The organism is Arthrobacter silviterrae (genome assembly GCF_011045165.1).
GTDB lineage: Bacteria > Actinomycetota > Actinomycetes > Actinomycetales > Micrococcaceae > Specibacter > Specibacter silviterrae.
Genome location: NZ_JAAKZI010000019.1, coordinates 1 through 22503, shown reverse-complemented (window position 1 = coordinate 22503; position 22503 = coordinate 1). Strand labels below are relative to the sequence as shown.

Below are 22503 nucleotides of genomic sequence, written 5' to 3'. Positions count from 1 at the left end.
CGCCGGGAAGCCCAGGTGAGGCGGGTTGGGTGGCGGGGCGGCCGCCGTCGTGCTTGAGTCAAGGCCGCTGGCTGGGAATCTCCCCGACTCCCCGCTGATCGTTGAAGTTGGAGATAACCACTTCTCGCCCCATCGAGATTCGAGATAAACCCCAACTCCTTGTGGGGGATTATCTCGAACTTCAACGATGGGATCGGTGGTGATCTCCAATCTCGACAGGTGGAGGCGTGGTTATCTCCAACTTCGGCGGGGCGAAGGGCGGCCACTGGCAGCTGCAGCAAACCACCGTAAACACGAAAATGGCCGGAGCCTCCCCGGGGCTCCGGCCATTACTTTGGGTCAGTTGCCTGCCCCGCGTGGCTAGTTCTGCGAGTCGGCTGCGTCCTGGCGCTGGCCGCCGTGGCCGCCGTGGCCGTCCTGCCCGCTCTGGTCGCCGTGCCCGTGGCCGCCGTCGTGGTTGTCGTCGCGGGAGGAGGTGAACATCAGGCCCTTGGGGTGGATGGCCGCCAATTCCGGGATGGGTGTCAGCGCACCGGTGGTGAGGTCCAGAGTGTTCAGCGAGTTGGCGCCGGCGTCGGGGGCCACTGTGGAAACGGCCTGGCCCGCCTTGAAGGGTCCGGTCACGGAGTACACAGCGTTGGCGGACGGGTCGGTGATCCACAGCGTTTCATTGGCCCGGGCCGCAAAGGCCGTGTCGTCAAGCGGCTGGGCCACGTTGAGCACCTGAAGGCTCTGGCCGGCCTTGCCGAGGTTGGCGGCGAAGATCAATTGCTGGTCGCCCTGGGCGTCCAGCATGAACGCGTTCTTGAAGCGCGGCGCCGAGCGCGGAACCATGGTGTTGGAGTCCGGGTCGGTCAGGGCCAGGGTGGTGGTCGATCCGGCGTTCGGGCCGTTCGCGATCGTGGCGGTGGCGTTGTCGGCGAACAGGGGCGTCAGCGCCGCCGTCGTGCCTTGCAGGGAGACCGAGTAGGCGGCAGGGCCGGTGGAGTCGCTCGGGGCGGAGGCGCTGACAACGATCTTGCCGTGCCGGAGCGTGATCGCATCCGTGCCGCCGCCATGGGTCAGGCCGGAGTAGCTGTAGCGGGCCAGCGGCACGGCCGCCCCGGGGGAGAGAGTGGCGAAGGAGGAGTTGCCGTCCTCGTTGGCGGTCAGCAGCAGGCGGTGGTGGGCGGGGTCGGCGGTGAGTCCGTCCACCTTGCCGCTCACCTGCCAGGACTTGCCGGGCTTGCCGTCCAGGCCGTACTGCTGGATGGTGCTCTCGGTGGCACCGGACTTGGCGGCCTCGCCCAGGGGGCCCACGCCGTTTTGGAAGGAAACGTACACCGAATTGCCCAGGCGTGTGATGTCGTCAGGGCCGGTCTCCGCGCCGACGGCGGGGAACGACTTCACCGTGTAGCCGGTGGTCTTGGGGGCCTCGGGTTTGTTGGCGGCGGAGGCGGGCAGCGCGGCGGAGGTGGCGGCGGCGGTCAGGCAGACGCCGATCAGGACCAGGGAGGTGCGCTTGAAGTGGGGCATGGCAGGCATGGGTAATATCCTTCGGTTCGGAAATAGCTTGCCTTTGAAAGTTATGACCGCCGTCTGGGAGTCCGTGCTGAACTGGGGAAACTGCGCCCAACGCGAAGGTGAACGGGAGAAATTGTCAGGCGGAGCGCCCTTCGCCTACGCCGTGAGCCCGGCCCGCGCCCCTGTGGAACGGTCCCAATGGCCCCATGGATGCCGATACGGACTATAGATCCTGATATATCAGCCTCAATTGTCCGTATCGGCATCCCCGGGCCCAAACTCAGTCCTTTCGCCGCCGTGCCAGCATCTGCGGATCGTCCGGGCGGACCTCTTTGGCGATGCGGTTCTTGGGCCGGTTCGGCATGACGGGCGCAAAGGCGAACCGCCGCGGCCCGCTCCACATGGAAGGCGGGGCGTCGATGGCGTAGGCCAGGGCGTAGGCCACCTTTTCGTAGTTGGCGCGCCAGCCCCTGAAATGCGGCCAGGCCTGTTCGGGGGTGACCTCAACGGGGAAATCGACGCTGCGCAGCATGTTCACGGCACCCTGGAAGTCTTCGAAGGTGACATTGAGCGGGGCGTCCGGGTCCGGGTCTTCGTCAACCGGGATGCGGATGGCCCGGGCCACCTGGTTCATGCAGGTGAACCCCATGCGGATCACCAGCCGCGCCCGGGTGTTGGGGACGGTGCCCGGGCTCAGGGCCAGCTGCAGCGCGGCGGCGTCCATCACGCTCAGCAGCGAAATGAGCCAGTTTGACTGCGGGGACGGGGAACGGAACCACACCAGGGTGAGGTAGGTGCTGTGCGATTCGGCCACTTCGGCGGCCCAGCGTTCCCACCGCTGGTACAGCTCGGCCAGCTCGTTGGTGCTGTCCTGGGCGGCGCGGCCAAACCGTGTTCGGACCAGCAGCTCGGGGCCCCATGACGGTGATCCGGCGCGCGACACCAGGAGGGTCACTTCAGCCTCGCGGCGGTTGAAGGCTGAATAAAGTGTGGGGAGGTAGCTGATCTGCAGGGCGATGACAATCAGGCCGGTAAATGCGGCGGCGTAGACCAGCACCGTGTTGCCCGCATTGGTGGGAGCCGCATAGCCAAGGGTGAACATGGCCGAACCAGCCTCGCTGGCAGCCTTCCACACGTCCCCGTCCACAAAGGGAAGCAGCATCAGCGTGAAGGACAGGTCAAAAAGCACCACCCACAGGATCAGGCGCAGGAACAGGGACATAGGGGCCTGCCAGGACATGAACCGGTCCCGCATTTCGTACGTCTCAACCGGCTTCAGGATGGCGAAAAACACCTTCATGGTGGCTATGCCTGTCACCCGGGACAGCACGCTGTGCAGCGGCCGGGGCACAATCAACGTTCCGATCACGCTGATCCAGGTCAGCAGCAGCCCCACGGCCCCGACGGTAAAACTGGCCCATTGGAGGACCGTCAAGGCAGCTTGTCGCCGTCCGGTGTCCCAGGTCCCTGGGGTTCGACGCCGGGCACCTCCGCAGGCTGTCGGCTGCCTGTTGGGTTCGGGGGAGCGGGCATCTCATCCTCCGGCATGGGGGAGCCGTACCCGCCCTCGTGAATTTCGTTGTGCCGTGAAGCTTCCTGCTGGCCCATTGCTGGCCTCCCTGTGTGGCTGCCGTGCGTGTTGGCGGCCGGGGGAGTGGCCCCGGTGAGGCACGGCGATGGTAAAACTTTAGCCATGGCGGCGGCGCGCGGGAACCCCATGCGGGCAAGGCCTTCGCGGGCACGGGCTGCGAGCTTACCGCGGGGCGGGCCCGCGACTCGGGCCGTGTCAGCCATTGATGAGGCAGTGCGCGCCGCAGGGAAGCTACAAGCCCTTGACCCGCAGAACACGGTCCGCCCGGTGGGCCATCGACTCGATGAGCCTGGCATTGTTCTCATCCGAGCCAAGCGCCCACAGCCGCGCGTCCGCCGCCGACTTCCCGTAGTCCATGTGCCGGTTGATGAGCCAGTGGTGCCGCCGGTCCCGGTCCGGGTCAAGGAACCAGGATTCCGTGAGGCAGGCGCGGGCGGCCGGCCAGGCGCCTGCCTCCGCCAGCAGGTAGTTTCCCTCGGTGACCACAAGAGGGACCTCCGAGAGGACGGCGATGCTGCCGGCTATCGGCTCCTCCAAGTCGCGGTTGAAGCTGGGCGCATAGACAACCTCGCCTGGCTGCTGGGCCCGGATCCGCAGCAGCAGGCTCGCGAATCCGGCGTCGTCGAAGGTCTGGATGGCGCCCTTGACCTGGCGCAGCCCCTTGGCCAGCAGCACCGCGTTGGCCAGGTGGAAGCCGTCCATCGGGACCAGTACGGCCCGCTCCGGGCCCAACGCCGAAACAATGCGGCTGCCCACCGTGGATTTGCCCGCGCCGGGGGCTCCCGTGATGCCCAGGATGGCCCTGCCACCTCGGGCGGCGAGGGCGGACGCGCTTTCAACTAGCTCGTCAATCTGGACCGCGGTGGTCATGGTCGTACCGTCCTCAAGTAGTCAAGCGGCCCGCTGCCGGCCAGCCCGCCCAGCCATTCCCGGGTGCCCGGCCAGGCGCACTTGAGCGCCGCTATGTGGCCCGCAAATTTCAGCGCCGCGGCCGGTTCCAGCCGGCCGGCACCGCCAAACGTTCGTGCAAAACTATATGCCCCGTGGAAGAAATCACCGGCAGCCAGCGTGTCCACCGCGCGGAACTGCTCCATGTCCACGGAGCCCCCGCACTGCCGGCCCAGCCACCGCACGGGTGCCGGCCCGTCAGTGACGGCGGCCAGCTCCGCACCCCGGTCCAGGATCCACTGGAGCGTGCCGCCGCAGTCCGGGACGGCGAAGTCCGCCGAACACACCACCTCGGTGGCCAGCGGCACCAGCTCCGCCATGACGTCCTTCCAGCGCCCGGCATCCACCACCCTCGGGATGCCCCGTTCACGGCCCCAGCGGGCGGCGGCCAGCGCCAGGTCCCGATGGTGGCCGTCAAGATGGACGACGTCGGCCCTCCCCAGCGCGTCCAGCGCCGCCTTGACATCTGCCTTGCCAGGCAACGGGGCGTGCGCCAGCTGGCGCTGCCTGCCCAGGGCATCGGTGGAGACAATCTGCCGCTCGCCCGTGGCGTCGTCCACCGTGATGGTGGAGACGGACGGCTGGTATCCCGCGTCGGCAAGGTCCACCAGGGCCACGCCCCGCGCCGCCAAATCTTCCCGGACCACGGCGGAAATGCTCCCGTGGCCCAGCCGGGTCACCAATGTGGCGCGGCCGCCCAGGGCCGAAAAGACCACGGCGGCATTCAGTGCGGGCCCGCCGCCCGCCACATCCTGGCGCAGCGCCGTGGCTTTGGCATTGCGCCCGGGGAACTCCTTGACCCGCTGAATGATGTCCAGGGTGGAAAGCCCCACAAAAACGCCGTGCGGAAATCTGCCGGCGGACGGCGGCTCAGGCTCCACCGTTCTTCTCTTCCTCGCTCGGCTCCAGGGCTCCCGTCATCAGTGCCACCACCTCGGCCATGCTGCGCACCTTGGGGTCCACCACGGCGGTGCGTTTGCCGAGGCGGTGGACATGGATGCGGTCAGCCACCTCAAAAACGTGCGGCATGTCGTGGCTGATCAGGATCACCGGCAGGCCGCGCTCGCGGATTTGGCGGATCAGGTCCATGACCATCCCGGATTCCCGCACGCCCAGGGCAGCGGTGGGCTCGTCCATGATGATGACGCGCTTGCCAAATGCGGCGGAACGGACCACTGCCACACCCTGCCGCTGCCCGCCGGAAAGCGTTTCAACCGCCTGGGTTGCGGACTTGACGCCAATCTTCAAGTCCGTCAGGTGTTGCATGGATTCGGCCCTCATCCGCGGCTTGTCCAGCTGGCGAAGCACGGTGCCCAGAAACCCCTTCTTGCGGAGCTCCCGGCCCAGGAACACGTTGCTGGCAATGTCCAGCGCCGGGATCACGGCCAGGTCCTGGTAGACAGTTTCGATGCCGTGGTGCCGCGCGTCCAGTGTGGTCCGGAACCGGACTGGCTCGCCGTCCATCCTGATTTCGCCGGAATCCGGCACCAGCGCCCCGGAGAGTGCCTTGATGAGGCTGGACTTTCCCGCCCCGTTGTCGCCAATCACGGCCAGCACCTCGCCGGCACGCAACTCAAAATCTGCGCCGTTGATGGCCGTGACCGAGCCGTACCGCTTGACCAGGTTTTTGGCCTCCAGGACCACTGTGGGTGAATTGGTCACTGCGTCCTCCTGCGGGCGATCTGGTCAAACGCGACGGCCAGGATGACCAGGACGCCGGTGGCGATGTTTTGGTACAGGTTGTCCACCCCGATCAGGGTCAGCCCGTTGCGCAGCACGCCCACGATCAGCGTCCCGATCAGCGTGCCCACCACGGATCCGCGGCCGCCAAAGAGGCTGGTCCCGCCAATGACGACGGCGGTGATCGTGTCCAGGTTGGCCGTCTGGTACGCATTGGGGTCGGCATTCGGAATGCGCCCCAGTGCGGCCCAGGCGGCAATCATCGCAATGACTCCCGTCATGATGTAGACCATGAGCAGCGTCCGGTTGATCTTGATGCCTGTGAAGCGGGCCGCCGTCGGATTTCCGCCCACTGCGTATACGTGCTTGCCGCCCGCCGTTTGGTTCAGGACATAGAAGGTGACCGCATACACCACCACCAGCAGGCCCACGCCAAGCGTGGTCCGCCAGGCGCCAATGCCGAAATCCTGGCCAAAGAAAGTCAGCAGCGGGTCCGTCACAGGGTAGGTGGCGGAACCGGCATAGAGCTGGCTGGCAGCTGCCACCGCCGTGAACGTCCCAAGGGTCACGATGAACGGCGGCAGCCGGAGGAATGACGCCAGCGATCCGTTGATGGCGCCTACGGCCACGCAGACCACCAGGGCGATGAGCAGGGCGCCCACCCCTCCGGCACTTTGCACGGTCTTGGCCATCACGATGGTGCCCAGGACCGCTATGGCACCGATGGACAAATCAATGCCTGCGGTCAGGATCACAATGGTCTGCGCCACGGCCAGGATGCCAATCACGATGGACTGCTGGCCAATCAGCGACAGGTTGTAGGGGCTGAGGAACCGCGGCGAGCCGATGGAGAACACCACCACGGCCAGGATGAGTGCCGCCAGTGGCCCCACAAGCGGCTGCCGTGCAACCCACGTCCAGTCGCGGCGGGTTCGGGGCGGTGCGGGGCTGATGGTGTCGGTGCGGGTAGTCATGGCTTACCTTCCTAAATTCCGCTATCCCCAGCAGTTCTGCAGGCCCCAGGCGGTGTCCTTTGAGTCGAGGCCGGCGACGGGATGGTCTGTGATCAGCTGTGCACCGGTGTCAATGAAGCCGCTGGGCTTGGTGCCATCCTTGGCGAAGGTCACAACGGCGTCAACGCCCTTCTGCGCCATTTTGGCCGGGAACTGCATTACGGTGGCGCCGATCTTCGCGGACTTCACGTTCGCCACGCCGGTGCAGCTGCCGTCAATGGAGGCCATGGTGATCTGGGCGGTCTTGCCGGCCGCGCTGATCGCCTGGTAGCCGCCAGCCGCGGCCGGCTCGTTGATCGTGTAGACGGCATTGGCGTCGGGAACGCGCTGGAGCAGGTTTTCCATGGCCGTTTGGGCCTTGGTCTGGTCGCCGTTGGTGTTCTCCATGCCGGCGATTTCCGGCGAGCCTGCGGCAATGCCCATGCCCTCCAGGAAACCGTTGTGGCGGAAGTCATCCACCGTGCCGCCAGGGGTGCCGTCGAGCATCAGGAGCTTGGGCGTCTTGGCGCCGAGGGTGCCCTTGACCCATTTCCCTTCAAATACGCCGGCCTGCTTGTTGTCCGTGGCAAACGTTGCGTCCACGGCGTTGGCAGGGTCGGTGGCCGTGTCAAGGGCAATAACGACGACGCCGGCGTCCCGGGCGGACTTGATGGCGGCCAGGATGCCGGTGGAGGAGTTGGGCGTAATCAGGATGCCCTTGACTCCCTGGCTGACCAGGTTCTCAATCGCGGTCACCTGGCCCTCGTTGTCGCCGTCGAACTTCCCGGCGAGGGCGATCAGGTCGGCGCCCTGCTTGGCAGCCTCGGCCTTGGCGGCCTCGCGCAGCTTGACGAAGTACGGGTTGGTGTCGGTCTTGGTGATCAGGCCGACTTTCACATTGGCTGACGCCCCGCCGCCGCTGTTGGTGGTTCCGGGGGTGCTGGAGCCGCCGCACGCCGAGGCCGTCATGGCAATGGCGCCCGCCAGGACCAGGGCTGAAAGTGAGCGGTGAATGCCGCTGTGGTGGGTGATTTTCCGGAAACTGCTGATGTTCGTCATCTGGACTCCTTCGACCAGTGAGGCAGGGACCTGCCGTCGAGTGGCTCCACTGTAAGCACCTCGCAAACGCTTGCGCAAGCGTTTGAATTAAAATATTGTGAGAGGTGCCACATACTGAACGAAGTCAATTGAGGAGGACTCTTGGGTACCATGGCCGACGTCGCCCGGGAAGCCGGAGTCTCCATCAGCACTGTTTCCCATGTCCTCAATGAGACGCGCCCGGTCAGCCCTGACACCCGGCAACGGGTCATGGACGCCATGGCCGCCACGCACTTTCGGCGCAATGCCCTGGCCACGGCACTGGTCACCTCCCGCACGCACGCCATCGGACTCTCGATTTCCGCGCTGCAAAACCCATACTTCGCCAACCTGGTCCATGCCATTGAGAAGCGCGCCTCAGCCCGGGGATACAGCTTGGTCATGGGGGATTCGCACGACGACGCCGAGGTGGAGGGGACCTTGCTGGGCACACTGCTGGACCGGCGGGTGGACGGGATGATCATTGCCCCGGCCCCGCACAGCGAAACGGCCAACCTGCCGCGCATTCTGGCGGACGGCACGCCCGTGGTCCTCATTGACCGCCATGCCGACGTGGACTGCGACCAGGTGGCGCCGGACAATGTGGAACCGACACGACTGATCACCGCCCACCTCATTGAGCACGGGCACCGGCACATCGCAGCCATCACGGGCCTGCCGGGCATACAGTCCACCGAGGAGCGCATCGAAGGCTTCCGGGCAGCCGTAGCCGCCGCGGGGCCCGGGGTGCAGTCAGTCATGGCCGTGGGAAATTCGAAGGCCAAGGACGCCTACCGGGCCGTGACAAAGTTGTTCAGCAACGCCGAGTCCCGCCCCACTGCACTGGTGGTGCTGAACAACGCCATGACCATCGGGTCCATGCAGGCGCTGAAGGACCTGGGCCTGAAGGTGCCCGGCGACGTGGCCCTGGCCTGCTACGACGACTTCGAATGGGCGGACGTCTTCGAGCCGCAGCTGACAGCCATCGAACAGGACGTGAAGTCCATGGGGCGCGCCGCCGTCGACCTTTTGATCGACAGGATTGACGGCAAGGCCGCACCGCGCCAGGTGCTGCGCACCAAGACCATCTACCACCACAGAAATTCCTGCGGCTGCACCGATTGACCAAGGAGCCTGCCATGCCCATTGCCACCCCGGACGAATATGCCCACATGCTGGATACAGCAAAGGCGGCGGGCTTTGCGTATCCGGCCATCAATGTCACCTCCTCCCAGACCCTCAATGCGGCCCTGCGGGGATTTGCGGAGGCGGAAAGCGACGGAATTATCCAGGTGTCCGTGGGGACTGCGCAGTATCTTTCCGGGGCGGCGAACCACCGGCTGGCCGGTTCGCTGGCACTTGCCGCTTACGCGCACGAGGTGGCCTGCCACTACTCGGTGAGGATTGCCCTGCACACCGACCATTGTCCGGAGGGCAACCTTGAGGACTGGGTGCTCCCGCTGCTGGACCACTCCATCCGGCGGGTCAAGGGCGGGCAGTTGCCGCTGTACCAGTCGCACATGTGGGATGGTTCCGCGCTTCCCCTCGGCAGGAACCTGGAGGTGGCCCGCCGGCTGTTGGAGCTCTCGCAGCAGGCGAGGACCATCCTGGAAGTGGAGGTGGGCGTGGTGGGCGGCGAGGAGGACGGTGTTGAGGGTGCCATGGATGAGCGGCTCTACACGACCATTGACGACGCCCGCCGGCTGGTGGGGGAGTTGGGGACAGGGGCACAGGGCAGGTATCTGGCCGCGCTGACCTTCGGCAATGTCCACGGCGCGTACGAGCCGGGCCATGTGAAGCTCCGGCCGGCCCTGCTGGGCGAAATCCAGGCCGCCCTGGCGGACCAAACGGGCATTGACCGCCCGCTGGACCTGGTGTTCCACGGCGGCTCCGGCTCCACTGCGGACGAAATTCGCCAGGCTGTGGGGCATGGGGTGGTGAAGATGAACATCGACTCGGACACGCAGTACGCCTTCACCCGCTCCATTGCCGGCTACATGCTCTCCCGGTATGACCAGGTCCTCAAGCTCGACGGCGAGGTCGGGGTGAAGAAATCCTATGACCCGCGGTCGTGGGGGAAGCCGGCTGAACAGGCGATGGCCGGCCGCGTGGTGGATGCGGCGCAACAGCTTGGCTCCGCAGGCCGCCGCTTGAAGTAGGTGCATCGGCGGGGCCAGACGTGTCGGCCCGCGGTGTTGGCTCGCGGTGTCGACAGTTCCCGGTGGTGTGAATTGGCGGGGTCATGGCGTGTGGTATGTGGTGGTGGGGAGGCCGTGGTGGTAGCTGTTGCGGATCGGGGTTTGGGTCGGGTCGAGCTTGTAGGCCGGTGTGTACCAGGGGGTGCCGTTGGTGAGTTTGATGCTCCAGAGGCCCTGGTGGACGGCGATGTGATGCGCTCGGCAGAGCAAGGCCCCATTCGCGATGCTGGTTTCCCCGCCGTCCATCCAAGGGATGATGTGGTGGGCGTCGCACCAGTAGGCGGGGCGTGTGCAGCCGGGGTGTGAGCAGCCCTTGTCGCGCGCGATGAGGATTTTGCGTTGCGCCTTGGTGAAGAATCGTTGGGTGCGTCCGACATTGAGGATTTCCTGGCCGTTGCCCAGAAGCATGGTGGTGACGTCTGCGTCGCAGAGTTCGGTGCTGAACAGGCCCAGGGGTTGGGGGCCGGAGTAGGGCAGGAAGGCGATGCCGCCGGGACGCCCGTCGGTGGTTTTTCGTTGGAGGTCGGCTTCGGTGGTGGAGATGAAGAGTTGGGGTTTCAGTCCGCCGTTGTCGGGGAGTTTGCTGGTGCGGGCGGCGAGGTCCAGGCAGTCGATCATGCCGTCGAGGAGTCGTTGGGCGCGGGTGCGCCGGTCGGCCAGGACGGGGTTGGTGTTGGCCGGGTCGATGGGGTCCAGGCCGGGCAGTTCCTGTCCGGAGCCCGGCGCGGGCACCCAGACCCCGTTGACCAGGTGCGGCCACGGCGCCTCCGGTCCGCGTTCCGCCTGGCCGGTCCGGGTTGGATCATGCCCTGGGGGTGTGATTGGGGGCGGTGGTGCGGCTGCTGTCAGGGCCCAGTTCGGGGGCGGGCCCTGGAGGAGACCGTCAAGGTCCAGCTGCCCAGGCACCTCCCCGCCACCGGCTCCGTTCGTATTGTTCTGGCCGCCGCTGGCGTGCTTCCAGTTCCTCTTGTTCTTTTTATTGTTCTTCTTGCGCTTGTTCCTCCTGTTGGTTTTGTTGTTTGAGCCGCTCTTGCCGCTGTTGGCGTTGTTGGGGTTGGCGCTGTTTCCCTTGGTGGCGGTGGCGGTGCTGGCGTTGTTGTCGCCGTTGGGGTTGATGTCGTTGAGTTCGAGGTGAGGGCGGGGGTTGACGGCTGAGCCGGTGGCGGCCATCCAGATTTCGTATTGGGGCACGGTGGCCCAGCCCTCAAAGTGGACCAGGCCCTTGCGGGGTTGGCGGAAGGTGATGCCCTGTTTGGCGGTGAGTTCGCCCGCGGTGGGCTGCTGCCCGTCGGGGTCCAGCAGGTTGACCGCGAGGACCCCGACGCGGGTGAGGGAGTCCGGGTCCAGGGTGGTGGCGTGGGCGGTGAGGGTTTCTTCCAGGTCCCGGGCTTCCTGACCGGTGATCCGCCCGCCCTGGGTGAGGTGTTGTGCTTCCTCGATGTGGCCCGAGGCTGTCAGGGCCTGCTCGGCGGAGAGCTTGCCGCTGAAGAACGCGGACGCGGCCACGGGCTGCGCGGCAGGGGTCCTCACTTGGGTCAGGTCATCGCGGACGGGCAGGAACCGCCCGGCCAGGCGCAGCCGCCGCCCGGCTGCCCGCCGGTCCAGGCACAGTGCGGTGGCGAACAGCTCCGCCGGGTTCTTCACCCCGTCGAAGCGGCCTGCCCGCACCCGCCCGGCCAGGTCCCCGGCCACCTGCACCTGCAAGGCTGAAAGGAACGAGCCCAGATGCTCAAGGTCCTGCGCCCACGCCACGGCCTCGGCGTCGCTCAGGGATTCCACATCCACACCCAACGGGGACTCCACCAAACCCGCGGCTGTGCCGGCGGCAGCGCCGGTGTCAGCCCCAGAACCAGTAGCCGTGGCCGTCCCCGTGGAGTTGGTGGTGTCAGGGGCAGTGGCGGCTGAGGCGGCGGCGCGGGTCAGGGCTTCGGCAAGGGCGACGAGTTGGCGGACATGTCCGCCAACGCCCCTGCCTGTCCGTGTGGACCCGGGATTTCCCGGCGTCCCTGCCGTTGCTTCCATACCAAACACACTACCGGTCAGCACTGACAAAAACAGCTACTTACCTGAACATGTGTACTACTCGATGGTCTGATCGGCCTGTGGAGGGAGCAACACCCAAAATAGGCCCTAAAAAGCCCTACTGCCTGGATCCTGATCCGCCCGATCTCCGTGATTCGACGGAATCAACCACCGCATCCGGACCGCGACAGAATCGCTGCAGACCGCTTACGCCCCGCCCATGGCAGCAATCTGGATGAGGTTGCCGACCGTGTCGTCGAGGACCGCCGTCGTGACCGGTCCCTGCACCATGGGCGGCTGTGTGAACGTGACGCCCAATGCAAGCAGGCGGTCGTACTCGGCCTGGACGTCCTTGACGCCGAAGGAGGTGAAGGGAATCCCGTCCGCCACGATGGCGTCCCGGAACGGCTTCACGGCGGGGTGCTCGGAGGGTTCCAGGACGATCTGCGTGCCGTCCGGGGCCTCCGGGGAAACCACTGTCAGCCAGCGGTGTTCGCCCATCGGGATGTCTGAAGCGGGCAGGAATCCAAGCTTTTCGGTGTAGAACGCGAGGGCGGCGTCCTGGTTGTCAACAAAGATGCTCAGGAGCGTGATCTTCATGGTGTGTCCTTTGGGGGCCAGCGCTCGGCGATCTGCGCGAGCGGGGAGGTGTCGAGGGTGTGGAATTTGTAGCGGCCGCGGCGCTCGCTGTGCACCAGGCCGGCTTCCTCAAGCACGTCCAGGTGCTGGGAAACCGCCTGCCGCGTGGAGCCCAGGCCGTGTTTCATGGCCAGCCGGGAGCAGATTTCAAACAGCGTCTGGTCATCCCGCAGGGCCAATTCATCGAGGATGGCGCGGCGTGTTTCGTCAGCCAAAGCCTTGAAAACGTCGCCCATGGCCTCAGCATAGGCAAGTGGTTACTTGCATGTCAAGCATCGGAAGGCCGGCGCTGCTAAGGTCAAGGTCCCGACCGAAAGGACACATCATGGCTGACAGCAACGGAGCCCCGAAGGGTCTGCTCATGCACGGATTCGGCACCGGCGCGGAACAGGCGGCGGGCCTGCCTGGCGCCGCCGTGGAGATTGTCATCCAGGGCCCGGCTGTCGCTGCCTTGACGCACGACGGCGGCATGGCCGGCCCGGTTGCCAGCGTTCTGGAGGGCGGGGTTGCAGTCCGGGCGTGTGAAAACAGCATGCGCTCGGCGGCTGTTGACGCCGCCAGCCTCCTGACCGGAGTCTCCCCGGTTCCGTCCGCCGTGGTGCATCTGGCGCAGCGGCAGTGGGACGGCTGGGCGTACGTGCGGCTGTAGGCGGACTGCGGAATTCCGGAGTTTGACCATCGTGGCGAATAGCGGCGTCGGTGATTGCTCCCATCGGCGACCAGGGCGGCCGGCTTGCCTTACCCGAACGTCTCCATCAGCCAGGCGAAGTCGGCCTGGGCCTTCCGGAGCATCTCGTCTTCATGCCGGAACAGCTCGTCGGTTTTCTCCAGAACCAAGGTATAGGGCCGGCCCTTCCTCCGGGTGGCATGCCGTAGCGGCAGGCCGGAAGCGTCGATCTGCTGGTGGACGTGCTGCCGGCCGGGCGTAGCCAATGGCCACTCGTGGGTGTGTTCGGTGGGAGCGGACAGGAAGCCTGCGAGCCGGTCGCACAGCCCGCACCCGCATCCGGTCCAGGCAATTGACCAGTCGTCCGCGGTCCGCGCCGGCTGGCCGGCAAGGAGTGACAACCGCTCCCTACAGTTGTTTGCGATCGCAAGGACAGCGGGCGTTGGCGGCAGCCGGAGGGCGCGCAGGACGGGCACCAGAAGCTCGACGGCGGCCCCGCCCAGTGGTTGGAGAAACTCGGCAATGGCAGCGCCCAGCTCCCCTGACGCGGCTTCCAATGTTCGGGCCAAGGGTTCGCCAAGGTCGCCCAGGTACTCCCGGCGCCGCCCGGGGTGCTTGTGACTAATTGCCGCTTCGAGGCCGCTCCGTACAGATTCCCAAGCCAACACTGCGAGCCCGTCCGAGACGGGGCCGGCACCGCATTGGTGCAGTTTCTGGCACAAGGGGAGCAGGCTCTCCACGATCCATGAGCTCAGGTCCAGCCTCGCGGACCGGTTCGGGGAATGCCAATGGCCCACAAGTTCCAGCGTCCACTGATCGCCATATGCCTTGGCAAGCGCAGCAAGAAGTGGGGCATGGTCTGCCGTCAGCAGCTGGAGTCGGAACGGGGCCGCCACCATATGCGCCATCGCGGCGTCCTCCAAGGCAGCGGCGACCTGGAGTGCGGGAGCGAAGACGTCCACGGCCAAATTGGTCCAAAATGGCTTGAGCGATGCGGCATCCGCCCTGGCACCTTCCAGCTCACCGGCATCGATCCGGTCAAGCAGCGTCTGCATGGCCCAAGCTGATCCCGCCTCGGCTCGTGCAGCGAAGGCCTTTTCGCGCGGCCACATGACCATTGCTGCCCGCCGGTACCACCTGTCCAGGGTGTTGCCGTAGTTGCCCATGTAGCCTTCAAACTCGGTCTCGTACGGTGTAATAGACTCCGTTGGCGTAACCATGCAGACTTCGTAGTCGCCAAGTGGCAGCTGGATCGTCTCGGCGCCGGAGCCGTCAGTGCCGATCCACCATCCCAGCGAGATCTCACCCTCGATCAACGAGTTAAGCTGGTGTGCTCCACCTTCTGAGTCGTCAGCGTCCGGGTCGAAGCCGCCTTCGAAGTCGTCGTCGGGCGCTTCCTCGCCGTCGTAGTAGCCGCCCTCGGCCCCGTACCAGCCTCCCCGGCCGTTGTATTCATCCGGCAGCACATCCCAAGTTTCCTTGATCTCGGCCAGGGCCAGCATGCTTTCGCACCCCGCCTGCCGCGCCGCGTCCTGCAGCAGGGCTACGCGGTGGGCGTCGGCGCCCTTGAGCAGTCCGGCGGCCAGACCGCCCTCGGTGTATTCGTGGTCCAACAGGAATGCGAGCCGGAGGGGAACGCCCAGGTCCGCCCCGCCATACGGGCTGACCGCGCGCGTTTCGAAATGCTCCTTAATGCAGGATGCGGCCCCCGCCGCGCGCCCACCCGTTTCGGGTGTTCCATCCGGGCGGTTGAGGAGCAAATTGAACGTCAGCGAGACCCGGTAGCCGGAACGGACCGGCCGGACTTCGTGGCGGCGGTCGGCATAGAACGCCACCAGAACCAGGTCATCCCGGGATCCGAGGTATACCTGTTCGCTTCCGGCGTCGTCCACCACCAGCTCGCCGCCGGTATGGACGGAGGGAAGCATGACCACCAAGGTCGCGACCATCTCGGCATGCTTTTCGGAATCCTGGTGTGGCAGAAAGAATTGCCCCTTGCCGTAAACCAGCATCGAGTGCAGCCCGGCGGTCAGCCACGTGCCTTCGGGCAGGCCAAGCTCCTCGCCAAACTGTTCCAGTGCCGCGTCGAGGCAAGCCTGCCAGGACGGGCCGCCCAGGCTCACGCGGTCCGGCGCAATTTCCCACGTGTCGCGAACCGACGTGTCGTTCAGCGTCTGCGCACCCCGCCCATACCCGGCCGGGCGGCCCGCCGCCATTAGCTGCTTCGCCTGGGCCGCACGGATGGGGACCTGCACCGGCCCGACGCCGTCGACCTCCAGTGCCAGCACACTGCCTGGCAGCCGGAGCATGGCGCTGTCCGCCCCGTCCGCTTCAACGTCGGAAAGTATTTGCGCAAGTCGTTCGCGGGCAGTCTTCGGCATGGGAACAGCTCCAATTGGGCAATGATCGGTCCAGCTATATACGCTACCCGCACGACGCCGGTTCCCGCCCTCGCGGCCCCCTCAGTCCCCTTGCGGCTCCGGCAGCCCCAGCAGCGCGTTTTCGACCAGCTCCGAAAGTGCCGGGTGGATCCAATACTGTTTCTTGGCCACATCGTGGGCAGTCTGGCCAAAGTGCATGGCCTGGATCAGCGGTTGGATCACAGTGGCCGCCTCCGGACCAATGGCATGCGCGCCCAGCAGCAGCCCGGTGGCCGGGTCGGCAATGACCTTCAGGAAGTGCCCCTGGTCCTCACGTGCCCAGCCCGCCGCGATGTCGCCGTACATTTGCGTCTTCACAGCATGCGCGATGCCCGCCTTCACCGCGTGCGCCTCCGTGATGCCCACCGAGGCGATCTGCGGATCGGTGAATACGGCAGCGGGCACAAAGCGGTGGTCGGAGCTGATGGGCGCGTCCGGGTGGGCCAGGTTGTGCTTGACCACCCGCGCCTCATGGTTGGCCACATGCTTGAGCTGGAACTTGGAGGAGACGTCGCCCAGCGCGAAGATCCCGTGCACGCCGGTGCGCTGGAATTCGTCCACCACCACGCGGCCGTGCCCGTCCAGTCCCACGCCGGTCTTCCCCACGTCCAGGCCCGCACCGTTGGGGTTGCCGTCCCGTGGCCACCAGCAGCAGCTCCGCCTGGATGGTCCCGGGCCCGTCCGGCCCTTCCACCTGAAGTTCGACGCCGTTCCCCGCCTTCGCCACGCTGCCCACCTTTGTGTGCAGCAGGACTTGGTAGCGCGCCGCGGCCTCCCTGGTGAACTGGACGGAGACGTCGTGGTCCTGGGACTTGAGCAGCCGCTCGCCCCGGGCGATCTGGGTGACGGCCACTCCGAAGGAGGAGAACACGTGGGCAAACTCGGCGGCGATGTAGCCGCCACCCAGGATGGCGATGCTGGCCGGCAGCTGCTCAAGGCGCATGATCGTGTCCGAAGTGTGGAAAGGCGCCGCGCCGTCGCGCAAGCCGGGAATGTCGGGAACCACGGCGTGCGATCCTGCTGCAATGACAAACCTGTCCGCCGTCACCTCGGCGGTGCCGCCGTCGTGCAGGTCAAGGTGCAGGGCCTTGGGACCGGTGAACCGCGCGCGCCCGGGGTAGACGGTGACGTTGGGGCATTCGGGCCCCTCGCGGTAGCGCCGCCCGCCAGCCTCGATGGCGTCAATGCGGCCAAAAATCCTGTCCCGGATCTCCGGCCAGTCGACGGAGTTGAGCTGGGCGTCGATGCCCAGGGGCTTGCCGTGCCGGGCGGCGTCGGCCAGTTCTGCCGGGTGGACGAACATTTTGGTGGGGATGCAGCCCACGTTCAGGCAGGTGCCGCCAAACAGGCCGTCCTCCACAATGGCGATGGACCAGTGGTCGAATTCCGGCCCGGGGATGGAGTTGCCGGAACCGGTGCCAATGATGACCAGGTCAAAGTGGGGCATGGGGGCCTGCTTTCAATGGTTGAGCTTGTTCCGGTGGTCCGGCAGCGGGCGTTGAGACCCGGGGGCGTTGCTTGTGATTGTCGGAACCCTGTATTTTCAGGTTACCGTTTCCGGGCCGGGAATTTCCGGGTTTCAGGCGACTGGGTGCCGGGTGTGGCCGAACGCGCTTTGTGGGCCCTGTATTCGTGCAGGGTGAGCCAGACGATGAAGATGTCGAAGGCGGTCAGCAGCACCATGCCCCATGTGAAGGCAACCACCAACTCGTACCCCTGGTAGGCGATGAAGATCAGCAGGAACGCCACCATCCACGGGTACGCCCAGAGTTTGTCCTTGAGCACCGCCCAGACCAGGGCCACCTTGACCAGGCCGTGCAGCAGGAGGTAGATGGCGCCGAATAGCGTCGCGGAAACGGTCAGTGTTCCGGCCAGGTGCACCAGGGTGGTGGCCACAAGGTCGTGGGGGTCTTCGGAGAGTTCATGCTGGGTCAGGAACCGGACTACGGAGCCCATTTGTACGGGCGAGACGAGCAGCAGCAGCACCCCGCCCACCAGTTCCAGCACGCCGTCCAGGCCCTTCAGGATGAGGCTGATCCTGAAGGTTTTGTCGAGCAGTGCGCTGTTGGAAATTGCCTTGGCCACGATTCCTCCTAGATGTAACCGCTGTTACAATTTCAATTGTGACACAAAAAATTGACTGGGTGCTGGTCATGCCCCAAATTCCGTCCGAGCCGTCCCGGCACCGCGTGGCCGTGTGGCGGCAGCTGCGCAAGGCCGGTGCCGTGCCCTTGTCTTCCGGCGTGTGGGCGCTGCCTGCGGGCCCGGCGTTCCAGGCCGACCTGGACCGTGCCGGTGAACTGTGCCGCAAGGGCGGGGGGACGTTCGCCGTGATTGATGCCGCCCCGCGGGATGAAGCCACCGCCGCCCTGATCCGGGACACCTTCGCCGTGGTCCGCCTTGACGAATGGGCCGAATTCATGGCGGACTGCGGCAAGTTTGACGCGGAAATCGCCAAGGAAATCGGCAAGGCGAAGTTCACCTTTGCCGAGCTGGAGGAGGAGGAACAAAGCCTGGAGCGGCTGCGGCGCTGGTACCGCGACCTGAAGAAGCGGGACGTCCTGGAGCTGCCCGAAGCGAAGGCTGCGGACGCCACGTTGCGGGACTGCGCCGCCGTGCTGGACGGCTACGCGGAGCAGGTCTACCAGGCCGTCCACGGCGGGGAGGGCGAATGAGCCGCCCCCGGCCCCGCAACGATGAAGCTGGGATTGTGGCGGTGCCATCCACCGCGCCCACTGCACCCACCGTGTCCGCTGCCCCCGAGGCGGCTACGCCCGGACCCTCCGCCCGGGCCCTGGCCCCGCTCTACGCCGCGGGCTTCACCACTGCGTTCGGAGCCCACAGCATCGCGGCAGGCCTCGGCGCGGAAAGCGGCGGCATCGGGCTGGGCCTGCTCACCTTCGGAGTGCTTCTTGCCCTGTACGACGTCGCCGAGGTGATTCTCAAACCCGTCTTCGGCTCCCTCAGCGACAGGATTGGCGCCAAGCCGGTCATAGTCGCCGGCCTCGCCGGATTCGCACTGGCCTCGCTGGTCGGCACCCTCGGAACCGCGCCGTTGGTCATTGGCATTGCCCGCCTGGGCCAGGGCGCAGCGGCCTCGGCATTCTCCCCGGCGTCCTCCGCCGCCGTCGCCCGTCTTGCCGGGCCGGCGGCGGCCGGCAGCCACTTCGGCAAGTACGGGTCCTGGAAGGGCCTGGGGTATGTCCTGGGCCCGCTCCTGGGAGCGGGGCTCATTTGGACTGGCGGATTTCCGGCTCTGTTCCTGTCCATGGCCGTCATCTCGGCCGCGGCTGCCGTCTGGGTGGCGATCGCCATGCCGCGGCTCCCCGTGCTGCCCCGCCGCCGCTACACCGTGGCCGACCTCCTGCGCCAAAGCACCGAGCGGTCCTTCCTGGTGCCCACCCTTTCCCTGGCCGCGGCCACAGGCGCGCTGGGTGTTGCCGTCGGCTTCCTGCCGCTGCTGGGAAGCTCGCTGCACCTGCCGCTGATCGCCAGCATGGCCGTGGTGGCCGTCCTGGCGCTCGCCTCCACGCTCATCCAGCCGCTGGCCGGCCGGCTGCGGGACACGGGGCGCATCACCTCCAGCGCCGGCATGGCCCTGGGCCTGGCCATGGTCGCGGCGGGAATTGCGCTGCTGGCCGCCGTCCCCGTGCCGGCAACGCTGTACGTGGCCGCGGTGGCCATTGGCTGCGGAATCGGCATTGCCACGCCGCTGGGCTTCGCCCACCTTGCCAGCACGACGCCGGCAGAACGCATGGGCCGCACCATGGGCAGTGCGGAAATCGGGCGGGAAATGGGCGACGCCGGCGGGCCGCTGATTGTTGGTGCCATCGCCACGGCCGCGAGCCTCGCCGCAGGGCTGTGGACGCTGGCGCTGCTGGTTGCAGCCGCGGCATTGATGGCTGGAATCCTGCTGCGTCGCGGTTCCAGTGACATAGCTGACTAGCTCGCCCGGTTGGAGACAGGTGTCGGGGCGCCGGACGGACCATTACTCCGGCGCCCCGCGTGCGGTCAGGTGAGCACGGTCCGCAGGGGCTGCGGTGCCCGTCGGAGAATCAGCTCCCATCGAGGCCCGAGCCCCCACGAACGGCCGGCGCCGGCGGCAGCGACGGCAATCATGGCGGCAGCGTAGATGATGTGTTCGTCCACTGCAGGATTGGACTTGATCGGCAAGGCGCTCAGCCACATCAGCACCATCAGTGCAGTGCCGCCAACCGCGGCCGCGCGCAGGGCAACCCCCAACACCAGTGCCAGCCCCACCAAAAGGAGCCCAGCCATGAAGGCCCACAGAAGCACCGCACCAAGCAGGATCCGCAGCGCGGCCAGCGTTCTCAGGGCTGTTGTGCCGGGAAACGCGACGGTGGCGCGGGCTGGCTGGACCGTGGTGGAAGGGGGCATGGGGCTCCTCAAATTCAGTATTGTGGTCGGATTTACCATTAGGTCACAAACAAGTGACCTAATTTCAAAAACCCTACAATAGTAGCTAAGGCTAACCAAACTTATGTGAAAGATGACGCCGGCCAATTAGGCCCGGAACCGGTATGGCAGCCGCCATGGCATCCGCGTAGGAGGGGGGCCGGGACCAGTACCAGTCCGGGCGGGTGCTCGGGTCGATCGCGCGGGTGCACCCGCCGGACCACCCCGTCGCCGGTAGTCCGGGCCCCCCGGGTGGTCGCACTGAATCAGGGCGCCGTCCGGGAACCTTACCGGTCGGCCGGCGTCATTCTTTGCCTTCCGGCGGCTCTGCTTTGGCGCGGAGGCCCACGGGCGCCTGCCCCGGGGTGCGCTGTTCAGAGGCACTCCAGCTGGCGAGGAAGTTGAGCTGTTCCTGGGCACGGCTCCCCGGCTCCGCGGTGTAGGCAATGATCGTGAGGCCGTCGCCGGGGACCTCCAGCGATTCCCCGGTGAGCTCAATATTGCCCACCAGCTGGCTGTGGAGCGTCTTGCGAGCGGAGCGGTGGAAGCGAACGTTGTGCCGGGCCCAGCGCGTGGAGAATTCGGTGCTTCCTGTGGCCAGATCCCCGATGAGGCTGTTCAGCGCCCTGTCCTGCGGGCTGCGTCCGGCCTCGCTGCGCAACGCGGCGGCGAGATCGTCCGCGAGCGTTTCCCATTCCACGAAGAAGCCCCGGGAGTGGGGGTCCAGGAACATAAACCGGGCAATGTTCAACGGCAGCGACCCTGGGCTGAGGACGCCTGCGTAGAGCGCGAAGCAAATGTCATTGGCAGCCAGGATGTCCATGCGCGAGTTGCGGACATAGGCGGGCATGCCCGCCATTCCGGCTAGGATCCTTTGCACTACCGGGCGGACTTCGGCGCGGGCCCGCCGCGTTCCCGGTGCCCGGGAGGGCGCGGCGGCCCGGGCCAGGTCGAGCAGGTGGGCGCGTTCTGCCTCATCGAGGCGGAGCGCTGCGGCCAGCGACTCCAACACGCTTTCGGATGCTCCCCGCAAATTGCCGCGTTCCAGCCTGGCGTAGTACTCGGTGCTGACGCCGGTCAGCATGGCCACTTCCTCACGCTTGAGCCCAAGGACCCGCCTGGTCCCGCCGTAGCTGGGCAGGCCAGCTTGGGCGGGGGTGATGCGCGAACGGCGGCTGGTGAGGAAGTCTCGGACGTCCTGGCTGTTGTCCATGGACTCAACTTTACGGCGCCCGTGCCGGCCCCAACAGGAACTGGCAGTACACCTCACGGCAGGTTCTTCCCTGCAGGTTCCGGGACTGGTTTTCTGGTACCAGCAGCAATTCACCCACAGTCGAAGGAACTTCCATGCAAAACGTGACACTCAACAACGGCGTCCAGATGCCCATCCTCGGTTTTGGCGTCTACCAAATTCCCGACGTCGAAACCCAGGCCGCCGTCGAAGCCGCCCTCGCTGCCGGGTACCGCCACCTGGACACGGCGGCTTCCTATGGCAATGAGGAGGCCGTGGGCGCTGCCATCAAGGCCAGCGGCATTGCCAGGGCGGACCTTTTCGTCACCACCAAGCTGTGGATCCAGCACGCCCCTGCGGGCAGCGTGGAAGAGGACACCCGGCGCTCCTTCGGCGAGTCCCTCCGCCGCCTGGGCCTGGACTACATTGACCTGTACCTGATCCACCAGCCGCTGGGCGACTACTACAGCGAATGGCGGGCCATGCAGAAGCTGAACCAGGACGGACTGGCCCGGGCAATCGGCGTGTCGAACTTCCATCCGGACCGCCTGGTGGACCTCATCGACCACAACGAGGTGGCCCCGGCCGTGAACCAGATTGAAACCCACCCCTTCCACCAGCGCGCTGCTGACCAGGCCCTGATGGTGGAGCGCGGCGTCCAGATTGAATCCTGGGGCCCCTTCGCGGAGGGGAAGAACGGCCTGTTCACCAATCCGATCCTCAGCGCCATCGGTGGCGCCCATGGCAAGTCCGTCGCCCAGGTGGTGCTGCGCTGGCTCACCCAGCGCGGCGTGGTGGTCATCCCAAAATCGGTCCGCCCGGACCGCATGGCCCAAAACCTGGACGTATTCGACTTCACCCTCAGCGACGGGGAAATGGCCCGGATCGCCACCCTGGACACCGGCGTCAGCCAGTTCTTCGACCACCGCGACCCCGCCATGGTCAGCTGGCTGGGCGGGCGCCGGTATAGCTGACCCGGCGGCGTGGGCGGGGCGCTGCCATGGATGAAGTACGACGGCGGAACCTCCTTGGGTGATCGGCTTTCTGTGCCGCGTGTTCTCCGCGAACAGGTTCTAACCTCGGTGTTTCATGAGGGCGTGTCGGGCTGGCGTCATTAAG

At 66.4% G+C, this 22503-nt stretch carries 23 protein-coding genes; 6 read left to right on the top strand and 17 right to left on the bottom strand.

The genetic code is table 11. The annotated features are described in order from the left end of the window. Positions 1-360: 360 nt before the first annotated feature. The 8 genes from G6N77_RS20140 to G6N77_RS11555 all read right to left on the bottom strand — a co-directional run bounded on the left by G6N77_RS20140 (position 361) and on the right by G6N77_RS11555 (position 7773). Positions 361-1524: a hypothetical protein gene (locus tag G6N77_RS20140; RefSeq protein ID WP_165182328.1), complete on the bottom strand. Its 1164-nt coding sequence runs from the start codon at positions 1522-1524 to the stop codon at positions 361-363. A 259-nt stretch (positions 1525-1783) separates the two neighbouring features. Continuing rightward, the gene (locus tag G6N77_RS11585; protein WP_205678231.1) at positions 1784-2938 is read right to left on the bottom strand and encodes a hypothetical protein; all 1155 of its coding nucleotides are present in this window, start codon (positions 2936-2938) and stop codon (positions 1784-1786) included. Beyond that, positions 2935-3111: a hypothetical protein gene (locus G6N77_RS11580; RefSeq protein ID WP_165182327.1), complete on the bottom strand. Its 177-nt coding sequence runs from the start codon at positions 3109-3111 to the stop codon at positions 2935-2937. Before G6N77_RS11580 ends, G6N77_RS11585 begins: the two co-directional genes overlap by 4 nt. 214 nt (positions 3112-3325) lie before the next feature. Next, entirely contained in the window at positions 3326-3964 is a 639-nt protein-coding gene (locus G6N77_RS11575; protein WP_165182326.1) for a nucleoside/nucleotide kinase family protein, read from the bottom strand. Continuing rightward, positions 3961-4923 (bottom strand): PfkB family carbohydrate kinase, encoded by a 963-nt coding sequence (locus G6N77_RS11570; RefSeq protein ID WP_165182325.1) that lies wholly within the window; start codon positions 4921-4923, stop codon positions 3961-3963. Before G6N77_RS11570 ends, G6N77_RS11575 begins: the two co-directional genes overlap by 4 nt. Continuing rightward, positions 4913-5704 carry an ATP-binding cassette domain-containing protein gene (locus tag G6N77_RS11565; RefSeq protein ID WP_165182324.1) on the bottom strand — a complete coding sequence of 264 codons (792 nt, stop codon included), beginning with the start codon at positions 5702-5704 and terminating at the stop codon, positions 4913-4915. The genes G6N77_RS11570 and G6N77_RS11565 overlap by 11 nt, the downstream gene beginning before the upstream one ends. Beyond that, positions 5701-6696 carry an ABC transporter permease gene (locus G6N77_RS11560; RefSeq protein ID WP_165182323.1) on the bottom strand — a complete coding sequence of 332 codons (996 nt, stop codon included), beginning with the start codon at positions 6694-6696 and terminating at the stop codon, positions 5701-5703. The genes G6N77_RS11565 and G6N77_RS11560 overlap by 4 nt, the downstream gene beginning before the upstream one ends. A 21-nt stretch (positions 6697-6717) precedes the next feature. Beyond that, entirely contained in the window at positions 6718-7773 is a 1056-nt protein-coding gene (locus tag G6N77_RS11555) for a substrate-binding domain-containing protein (protein ID WP_165182322.1), read from the bottom strand. Positions 7774-7923: 150 nt separating this feature from the next. Between G6N77_RS11555 and G6N77_RS11550 the strand changes: the two genes are divergently transcribed. After that, the gene (locus G6N77_RS11550; protein WP_240902021.1) at positions 7924-8916 is read left to right on the top strand and encodes a LacI family DNA-binding transcriptional regulator; all 993 of its coding nucleotides are present in this window, start codon (positions 7924-7926) and stop codon (positions 8914-8916) included. A 14-nt stretch (positions 8917-8930) separates the two neighbouring features. Beyond that, on the top strand, positions 8931-9950 hold the full coding sequence (gene fbaA / locus G6N77_RS11545; protein WP_165182320.1) for a class II fructose-bisphosphate aldolase: 1020 nt from the start codon (positions 8931-8933) through the stop codon (positions 9948-9950). Between the two features lie 81 nt (positions 9951-10031). On the opposite strand, the gene G6N77_RS11540 is transcribed toward fbaA, so the two are convergent. The 3 genes from G6N77_RS11540 to G6N77_RS11530 all read right to left on the bottom strand — a co-directional run bounded on the left by G6N77_RS11540 (position 10032) and on the right by G6N77_RS11530 (position 12886). Continuing rightward, positions 10032-12011: an HNH endonuclease signature motif containing protein gene (locus tag G6N77_RS11540; protein ID WP_165182319.1), complete on the bottom strand. Its 1980-nt coding sequence runs from the start codon at positions 12009-12011 to the stop codon at positions 10032-10034. A 207-nt stretch (positions 12012-12218) separates the two neighbouring features. Beyond that, entirely contained in the window at positions 12219-12611 is a 393-nt protein-coding gene (locus G6N77_RS11535; RefSeq protein WP_165182318.1) for a VOC family protein, read from the bottom strand. Further along, positions 12608-12886: an ArsR/SmtB family transcription factor gene (locus G6N77_RS11530; RefSeq protein WP_165182317.1), complete on the bottom strand. Its 279-nt coding sequence runs from the start codon at positions 12884-12886 to the stop codon at positions 12608-12610. Before G6N77_RS11530 ends, G6N77_RS11535 begins: the two co-directional genes overlap by 4 nt. An 89-nt stretch (positions 12887-12975) precedes the next feature. Here G6N77_RS11530 and G6N77_RS11525 point away from each other — a divergent pair, with 89 nt between their 5' ends. Then, positions 12976-13299 (top strand): DsrE family protein, encoded by a 324-nt coding sequence (locus G6N77_RS11525; RefSeq protein ID WP_165182316.1) that lies wholly within the window; start codon positions 12976-12978, stop codon positions 13297-13299. 89 nt (positions 13300-13388) lie between these two features. Here G6N77_RS11525 and G6N77_RS11520 read toward each other — a convergent pair whose 3' ends face one another. The 4 genes from G6N77_RS11520 to G6N77_RS11510 form a co-directional block, all read right to left on the bottom strand. After that, the gene (locus tag G6N77_RS11520; protein WP_165182315.1) at positions 13389-15698 is read right to left on the bottom strand and encodes a 2OG-Fe(II) oxygenase; all 2310 of its coding nucleotides are present in this window, start codon (positions 15696-15698) and stop codon (positions 13389-13391) included. A gap of 81 nt (positions 15699-15779) precedes the next feature. Continuing rightward, a complete protein-coding gene (locus G6N77_RS20345; RefSeq protein WP_338083823.1) occupies positions 15780-16298 on the bottom strand; it encodes an NAD(P)/FAD-dependent oxidoreductase in 519 nt (172 codons plus the stop codon). After that, a complete protein-coding gene (locus G6N77_RS11515) occupies positions 16207-17184 on the bottom strand; it encodes an FAD-dependent oxidoreductase (RefSeq protein ID WP_306986872.1) in 978 nt (325 codons plus the stop codon). Before G6N77_RS11515 ends, G6N77_RS20345 begins: the two co-directional genes overlap by 92 nt. A gap of 101 nt (positions 17185-17285) precedes the next feature. Further along, complete coding sequence (locus G6N77_RS11510; protein ID WP_165182314.1) at positions 17286-17822, bottom strand: DUF2127 domain-containing protein; 537 nt, start codon at positions 17820-17822, stop codon at positions 17286-17288. Positions 17823-17860: 38 nt separating this feature from the next. On the opposite strand from G6N77_RS11510, the gene G6N77_RS11505 reads away from it, so the two are divergent. Further along, positions 17861-18412 (top strand): Chromate resistance protein ChrB, encoded by a 552-nt coding sequence (locus G6N77_RS11505; protein WP_262455293.1) that lies wholly within the window; start codon positions 17861-17863, stop codon positions 18410-18412. Further along, a complete protein-coding gene (locus G6N77_RS11500) occupies positions 18409-19683 on the top strand; it encodes an MFS transporter (RefSeq protein ID WP_165182313.1) in 1275 nt (424 codons plus the stop codon). Before G6N77_RS11505 ends, G6N77_RS11500 begins: the two co-directional genes overlap by 4 nt. A 65-nt stretch (positions 19684-19748) precedes the next feature. Here the strand turns inward: G6N77_RS11500 and G6N77_RS11495 are convergent, their stop codons facing one another. Next, positions 19749-20135: a hypothetical protein gene (locus G6N77_RS11495; protein ID WP_165182312.1), complete on the bottom strand. Its 387-nt coding sequence runs from the start codon at positions 20133-20135 to the stop codon at positions 19749-19751. 322 nt (positions 20136-20457) lie between these two features. Further along, positions 20458-21366: a helix-turn-helix transcriptional regulator gene (locus G6N77_RS11490; RefSeq protein ID WP_165182311.1), complete on the bottom strand. Its 909-nt coding sequence runs from the start codon at positions 21364-21366 to the stop codon at positions 20458-20460. Between the two features lie 134 nt (positions 21367-21500). On the opposite strand from G6N77_RS11490, the gene G6N77_RS11485 reads away from it, so the two are divergent. Further along, a complete protein-coding gene (locus tag G6N77_RS11485; RefSeq protein ID WP_165182310.1) occupies positions 21501-22358 on the top strand; it encodes an aldo/keto reductase in 858 nt (285 codons plus the stop codon). Positions 22359-22503 lie beyond the last annotated feature (145 nt).

Coding starts and splice junctions, on each gene's coding strand:
- G6N77_RS11530 (WP_165182317.1), bottom strand. CDS start 12,886: ATGGGCGACGTTTTCAAGGCTTTGGCTGACGAAACACGCCGCGCCATC.
- G6N77_RS11575 (WP_165182326.1), bottom strand. CDS start 3,964: ATGACCACCGCGGTCCAGATTGACGAGCTAGTTGAAAGCGCGTCCGCC.
- G6N77_RS11520 (WP_165182315.1), bottom strand. CDS start 15,698: ATGCCGAAGACTGCCCGCGAACGACTTGCGCAAATACTTTCCGACGTT.
- G6N77_RS20140 (WP_165182328.1), bottom strand. CDS start 1,524: ATGCCTGCCATGCCCCACTTCAAGCGCACCTCCCTGGTCCTGATCGGC.
- G6N77_RS11580 (WP_165182327.1), bottom strand. CDS start 3,111: ATGGGCCAGCAGGAAGCTTCACGGCACAACGAAATTCACGAGGGCGGG.
- G6N77_RS11535 (WP_165182318.1), bottom strand. CDS start 12,611: ATGAAGATCACGCTCCTGAGCATCTTTGTTGACAACCAGGACGCCGCC.
- fbaA (WP_165182320.1), top strand. CDS start 8,931: ATGCCCATTGCCACCCCGGACGAATATGCCCACATGCTGGATACAGCA.
- G6N77_RS11555 (WP_165182322.1), bottom strand. CDS start 7,773: ATGACGAACATCAGCAGTTTCCGGAAAATCACCCACCACAGCGGCATT.
- G6N77_RS11485 (WP_165182310.1), top strand. CDS start 21,501: ATGCAAAACGTGACACTCAACAACGGCGTCCAGATGCCCATCCTCGGT.
- G6N77_RS11500 (WP_165182313.1), top strand. CDS start 18,409: ATGAGCCGCCCCCGGCCCCGCAACGATGAAGCTGGGATTGTGGCGGTG.
- G6N77_RS11550 (WP_240902021.1), top strand. CDS start 7,924: ATGGCCGACGTCGCCCGGGAAGCCGGAGTCTCCATCAGCACTGTTTCC.
- G6N77_RS11515 (WP_306986872.1), bottom strand. CDS start 17,184: ATGCCCCACTTTGACCTGGTCATCATTGGCACCGGTTCCGGCAACTCC.
- G6N77_RS11490 (WP_165182311.1), bottom strand. CDS start 21,366: ATGGACAACAGCCAGGACGTCCGAGACTTCCTCACCAGCCGCCGTTCG.
- G6N77_RS11540 (WP_165182319.1), bottom strand. CDS start 12,011: ATGGAAGCAACGGCAGGGACGCCGGGAAATCCCGGGTCCACACGGACA.
- G6N77_RS11525 (WP_165182316.1), top strand. CDS start 12,976: ATGGCTGACAGCAACGGAGCCCCGAAGGGTCTGCTCATGCACGGATTC.
- G6N77_RS11495 (WP_165182312.1), bottom strand. CDS start 20,135: ATGCCCCCTTCCACCACGGTCCAGCCAGCCCGCGCCACCGTCGCGTTT.
- G6N77_RS11560 (WP_165182323.1), bottom strand. CDS start 6,696: ATGACTACCCGCACCGACACCATCAGCCCCGCACCGCCCCGAACCCGC.